The organism is Dietzia sp. Cai40 (assembly GCF_014145165.1).
GTDB lineage: Bacteria > Actinomycetota > Actinomycetes > Mycobacteriales > Mycobacteriaceae > Dietzia > Dietzia natronolimnaea.
This window is the reverse complement of sequence record NZ_JAALEB010000452.1, coordinates 1-5573: the sequence shown is the minus strand read 5'-3', so window position 1 is coordinate 5573 and position 5573 is coordinate 1. Positions and strand designations below refer to the sequence as shown.

General features: G+C 70.8%; 5 protein-coding genes and 1 pseudogene. 2 read left to right on the top strand and 4 right to left on the bottom strand.

What is annotated here, in order from left to right:
- Nucleotides 1–211, top strand: a pseudogene (locus G6022_RS15460) (hypothetical protein); the annotation flags it as partial.
- On the opposite strand, the gene G6022_RS15455 reads toward G6022_RS15460, so the two are convergent.
- The 3 genes from G6022_RS15455 to G6022_RS15445 all read right to left on the bottom strand — a co-directional run bounded on the left by G6022_RS15455 (nt 193) and on the right by G6022_RS15445 (nt 2936).
- Nucleotides 193–882: a response regulator transcription factor gene (locus G6022_RS15455; protein WP_179523391.1), complete on the bottom strand. Its 690-nt coding sequence runs from the start codon at nt 880–882 to the stop codon at nt 193–195. The pseudogene G6022_RS15460 and the gene G6022_RS15455 sit on opposite strands and share 19 nt — an antisense overlap.
- On the bottom strand, nt 879–2075 hold the full coding sequence (locus G6022_RS15450) for an ATP-binding protein (protein WP_182639541.1): 1197 nt from the start codon (nt 2073–2075) through the stop codon (nt 879–881). The genes G6022_RS15455 and G6022_RS15450 overlap by 4 nt, the downstream gene beginning before the upstream one ends.
- Nucleotides 2076–2186: 111 nt before the next feature.
- The gene (locus tag G6022_RS15445) at nt 2187–2936 is read right to left on the bottom strand and encodes a phosphoglyceromutase (RefSeq protein WP_179523393.1); all 750 of its coding nucleotides are present in this window, start codon (nt 2934–2936) and stop codon (nt 2187–2189) included.
- 41 nt (nt 2937–2977) lie between these two features.
- Here G6022_RS15445 and G6022_RS15440 point away from each other — a divergent pair, with 41 nt between their 5' ends.
- A complete protein-coding gene (locus G6022_RS15440) occupies nt 2978–4681 on the top strand; it encodes a long-chain-fatty-acid--CoA ligase (RefSeq protein ID WP_182639542.1) in 1704 nt (567 codons plus the stop codon).
- Nucleotides 4682–4870: 189 nt separating this feature from the next.
- Here G6022_RS15440 and G6022_RS15435 read toward each other — a convergent pair whose 3' ends face one another.
- A complete protein-coding gene (locus G6022_RS15435; RefSeq protein WP_179525998.1) occupies nt 4871–5419 on the bottom strand; it encodes a YbjN domain-containing protein in 549 nt (182 codons plus the stop codon).
- Nucleotides 5420–5573 lie beyond the last annotated feature (154 nt).

The window sequence follows — 5573 nt, the reverse complement described above, 5'->3', positions numbered from 1 at the left end:
CTGGTACTGCACCGGATCGCCCGAGGCGCACGTCGGGGCCGACCCGGTGTTCGTCTCGCTGCGCGACGAGCTGGTGGAGCTGCTGGGGGCCGACTGCTACGAGGTGCTGGCCGCGGCGTGCCGGCGCCGCCGCCAGCTGGGGATCGTCGCCGTGCACCCCGCGACGGAGCGGGCCCGGGCCGGACGGGGCGGTCAGCCCTCGAACTTGTAGCCCAGGCCCCGGACCGTCACCAGGTGGACCGGCTTGCCCGGGTCCTGCTCGATCTTCGAGCGCAGCCGCTTGACGTGGACGTCCAGAGTCTTGGTGTCCCCCACGTAGTCCGACCCCCAGACGCGGTCGATCAGCTGACCGCGGGTGAGCACCCGGCCCGAGTTGCGCAGCAGGTACTCGAGCAGGTCGAACTCCTTGAGCGGGAGGGTCACCACCGACCCGCGGACGGTCACCGTGTGCCGCTCGATGTCCAGGCGCACCGGGCCCGACTCCAGGACACCGATGTCGTCCGGCTGGTCTCCCTCCGTGTCCGCGCCGCGCCTGAGCACGGCCCGGATGCGGGCGATGAGTTCGCGGGCCGAGTAGGGCTTGGTCACGTAGTCGTCGGCCCCCAACTCCAGCCCGACCACTTTGTCGATCTCGCTGTCCCGCGCGGTCACCATGATGACCGGGACGCTCGAGGTCACCCGCAGGCGCTTGCACACGTCGGTTCCGGACATGCCCGGGAGCATGAGGTCCAGCAACACGATGTCCGCGCCCTCCGCGTCGAAGCTCTCCAGCGCGGTCGGGCCGTCGCCGGCGATGGTGACCTCGAAGCCCTCCTTGCGCAGGAGGAACGCCAACGGATCCGCGAGCGAAGCCTCGTCCTCTACGATCAGCACCCTGGTCACGGCACCTGGTCCTCTCCTTGTTGGTCGTGCTCGGCGGGGGGCGGGACCCCCTCGCCACCCGGCTCCACATGGGCCGGGAGTTCGAGTGTGAACGTGGACCCGGTCCCGGGCCTGCTCCAGATGCTGACGCCGCCGTTGTGGTTCTGGGCGACGTGCTTGACGATCGCCAACCCCAGCCCGGTCCCGCCGGTGGCCCGGGACCGGGCCTTGTCCACGCGGAAGAACCGTTCGAACACGCGGGTCTGGTGCTCGGGCGCGATGCCGATCCCCCGGTCGGTGACCCGCAGCATCACGGTGTCCCCGTCGAGCGCCCGCGTGATCGAGACCGGGGTGCGCTCCGGCGAGTAGTTGACGGCGTTGGAGATGAGGTTGGTCAACGCGGTGACCAGCAGTGTCCAGTCGCCCGAGATCTCGAGCCCGGAGGGCGCGTCGGTGATCAGCTCGATCCCGGCCGCCTCCGCCGCGGACGCCGACCTGCGCATGGCCTCGTCCACCACGGCGTCCACGTCCACCGGCTCGGGATCGCGGATCCGCTCGGCGCCCTGGAGCCGGGACAGCTCGATGAGCTCGGAGACCATCTTACCCAGCCTGTGGGCCTCGCTCACCACTCGGCCGCCGAAGTACTCGACCGACTCCGGGTCGTCCTTGGACTCCAGCAGCGCCTCGGCCAACACGGCCATGGCCCCCACCGGTGTCTTGAGCTCGTGGGAGACGTTGGCCACGAAGTCGCGCCGGGCGGCCTCCATGCGCCGCTGCTCGGAGTCGTCGTCGGCGAACACCACCGCGAACTGACCGAGGTGTCCGCCGAGGATCTCGCTGCGGCCGCTCACCGACGGGATCCGGCGGCGCCCCGTGATGACCTTGGCGGGCAGGTCGAACGCCGAGGGCTCGCCGCCGGCGAAGGTGATCTCGGCCGCGCGCCACACCGGGTCCACCAGGAGCCGGTCGTCCACGATGCCCAGCTCCGCGGCGCGACGGTTGTAGAGCACCACGTCCTGGTGTCGGTCCACCACGGCGAGCGCGTACGGCGCCTGGTGGTACACCGCCCGCAGGACCTCCAACCGGCTCGGACCCTGCTGCTCGGCGAGCCGGAGCTCACGGCGGGCGTTGAGCCGGGGGACGACGAACCCGCCGACGACAAAGCCGACCACTGCGGCGATGATCGCGAGGGCGATCCCGAGACTGACCTGCACGAGGCAGATACTACGGTGCGGCGAATCGGCGACCACAACGGAGAACCCCCGTCCATCTGCGGGAAGTCCGCAGGTGGACGGGGGTTCGCCGCGTGTTCACCGGAGCGACACCTACTTCTGGGCGCCCTGGCTGGCGACGGCCGCGGCTCCCGCGGCCGCGGCCTCCGGGTCGAGGTAGGTGCCCCCCGGGTTGGAGACCAGACCGGAGTCGTCGAAGCGGTAGACCAGCGGGATGCCGGTGGGGATGTTCAGGCCCGCGATGTCCTCGTCGGAAATGCCGTCGAGGTGCTTGACCAGTGCGCGCAACGAGTTCCCGTGCGCGGCCACCATGACCGTCTTACCCTCCGCCAGCTGCGGCGCGATCTCGGCCGCGTAGTACGGGATGAAGCGGTCCACCACGTCCTTGAGGCACTCGGTCAGCGGCACCTCCGGCAGGTCCGCGTAGCGGGGGTCCGCCGACTGCGAGTACTCGTTGTCCGCATCGATCGCCGGCGGCGGCGTGTCGTAGCTCCGGCGCCAGAGCATGAACTGCTCGTCGCCGAACTCGTCCTTGATCTCCGCTTTGTTGAGGCCCTGGAGCTTGCCGTAGTGCCGCTCGTTGAGCTTCCAGTGCCGCACCACGGGGATCCAGTGCCGGTCGCAGGCGTCGAGCGCGATGTTGGCCGTGGTGATGGCCCGACGCAGCAGCGAGGTGTACAGCACGTCCGGGAGGATGCCCTCCTCGGCGAGGAGTCTGCCGCCGCGGACCGCCTCCTCGCGGCCGAGGTCGGTGAGGTCCACATCGACCCATCCGGTGAACTGGTTGGAGGCGTTCCACGTGGACTGACCGTGACGCAGCAGGACGAGGGTTCCGTAAGCCATACGGTCATTATGACCCGACGCCCGAGGACTACGGTGCAGACATGACCACACACGCCGGAGACACCCCCGATCGACCCGACCGGCCGTGGACCGCCCACTACACCCCGGGCACCACACATAACCTCGACTACGGCACCACCACGCTCATCGACCAGTTCGACGACGCCGTGCGCACCTACGCCGACCGGCCCGCGACCGAGTTCTTCGGCCGACTGACCCCCTACTCCGAGATCGGCAGCCGGGTCCGCCACGCTGCCGAGGGACTGCGTCGCCTCGGGGTGGGGCGCGGGGACCGGGTCGCGGTCCTGCTGCCCAACTGTCCGCAGGGGATCGTGGTGTTCTACGCCGCGCTGCGGATCGGCGCGATCGTGGTCGAGCACAACCCGCTCTACACCGCCGACGAGCTCGAGGGCCCGTTCGCCGACCACGGCGCGAGGGTGGTGGTGACCTGGAACGTCGTCGCCGGGATGGTGCGCGAGCTGGCCGACCGCCCCGGCACGGAGATCGAGCACATCGTCGCCGTCGACCTGCTCGACGAGCTCCCCGCGGCCAAGCGCCTGGCGCTGAAGCTCCTGCCCGTCCCGTCGCTCCGCGCCTCGCGGGCCAAGCTCTCCGCGCCCGCTCCCGGGACGCTGGACTGGCGCGAGCTGGAGACCGGGCCGGAGCTGGACTTCTCGTATCCCCGCCCGAAGGCCGACGACCTCGCGCTGATCCTGTACACCTCCGGCACCACCGGCACGCCCAAGGGCGCCACGCTCTCGCACGCCAACCTCGTGGCCAACGCCAAGATGGGCGAGGCCTGGGTGCCCGAGCTCGAGCTGGGGCGCGAGCGGTTCCTGGCCTCGCTGCCGATGTTCCACGCCTACGGGGTGACGCTCTGCGTGGTGATCGGGATCGCGGTGGGTGCCCGGCTGCAGCTCGTGCCCGCGCCCGAGATGGACCTCATCATGCCGATCCTGGCCAAGGACCTGCCCACCTTCATCCCGGCCGTCCCCCCGATCTACTCCAAGATCCTCGAGGAGGCCGGCAGGCGGGGCATCCCGCTGCACGGCATCCGGCACTCGCTGTCCGGCGCCATGAGCCTGCCCGACGAGCTCATCGAGAGGTGGGAGGCCGCGACCGGGGGCCTGCTCGTGGAGGGGTACGGGATGACCGAGACCTCGCCCATCACGGTGGGCAACCCCATGTCGACGGCGAGGCGGGCCGGCAGCATCGGCGTCCCCTTCCCGGACACCGACGTCCGCGTCGCCCACAAGGACGACCCCACCGTCGACGCCGACCCGGGCGAGCCCGGCGAGCTGTTGGTCAGGGGCCCGCAGGTCTTCCCGGGCTACTGGCGTAACCCCGCGGCCACCGCCGAGACCTTCCACGAGGGCTGGCTGCGCACCGGCGACGTGGTGGTCCAGGACGCCGACGGCTTCCTCCACGTGGTGGACCGCATCAAGGAGATGATCGTCACCGGCGGGTTCAACGTCTACCCCTCCGAGGTGGAGGCGGTCCTGCGCAGGGCCCCGGGCGTGGCCGACTGCGCGGTGGTGGGCCGGCGCGGACCGGACGGGGGCGAGCAGGTCGTGGCCGCGGTCGTGCTCGAACCGGGCACCGAGCTCGACGCCCCGGCCCTGCGCGCCCACTGCAAGGCCTCACTCGCCGGGTACAAGGTCCCCCGGGAGTTCGTGGCGCTGGGCGAGCTGCCCACCAACCCGATGGGCAAGGTCCTGCGCAAGAAGGTCGCCGAGCAGCTCTGACGGGAGCCGCGACGCCCGCGCCGTCGGTGGCCCACACCGTCGGCGGCCCGCTCCGTCGACGCTCCACACCGTCGGCGCCCCACACCGTCGAAAAGAGCGTCCCGCACACATCGGCCGAGAAGAGGGTGAGCGGAACGCTCTTTTCGACGGAGAGGCGGGCGCCGGGGGCGGGCGCCGAGGGCTCGCGGGTTACTCGTGCCCCGGCTGGGGCAGGTCCTCGGTGAGGTGGCGGAACGCGTCCAGGTTGCGCAGCGGCTCACCGCGCGAGACGCGCCACTCCCACTCGCGGCGGATCGAGGTGTGGAAGCCGGTCTCGAGCAGGATGTTGAAGTCGTGATCCGCCGCCTCGAGCACCTGGCCCAACACGCGGTCGAGCTCCTCCTCGGTCACCGCGACCAGCGGCATCCGGCCCACCAGGTAGATGTCGCCGTTGTTGTCCAGCGTGTACGCCACCTGGTACAGCCGACGGTTGCGCCGCAGCAGGTACTTGTAGACCCTCTCGAAGTCCTCGTCGGGCTTGCGGCAGACGAATGCCTCGATCCGCACGCTCTCCCGGTTCACCGTCAGATGGCAGGCGGTCTTGAGCCGCTTCTCCCCCGGCAGCTGGACCACGAAAACGCGGCCGTCGGCCAACGTCGACTCGATGTCCCGCTCCACCAGGAAGCGTCGGATCAACTCGAGGGTGGGGCGGTCGACGTCGTCGGCACCGCGCGGCGCGGACCCGCCGTCGTCGTCCATGCGCTTGTTCTCGGTGGGGTCGATCATGGTGACTCCTTCGGTTCGACGGCCCGGACTCGTGAGCGATTCGTCACGGGGGCTTGTTCGGACGGGGCCGGGTTCGCGGGCCGGGGTCGCGGGCCGCGCCGCTGCGGTCCGGATTCGCGCGCCGCGC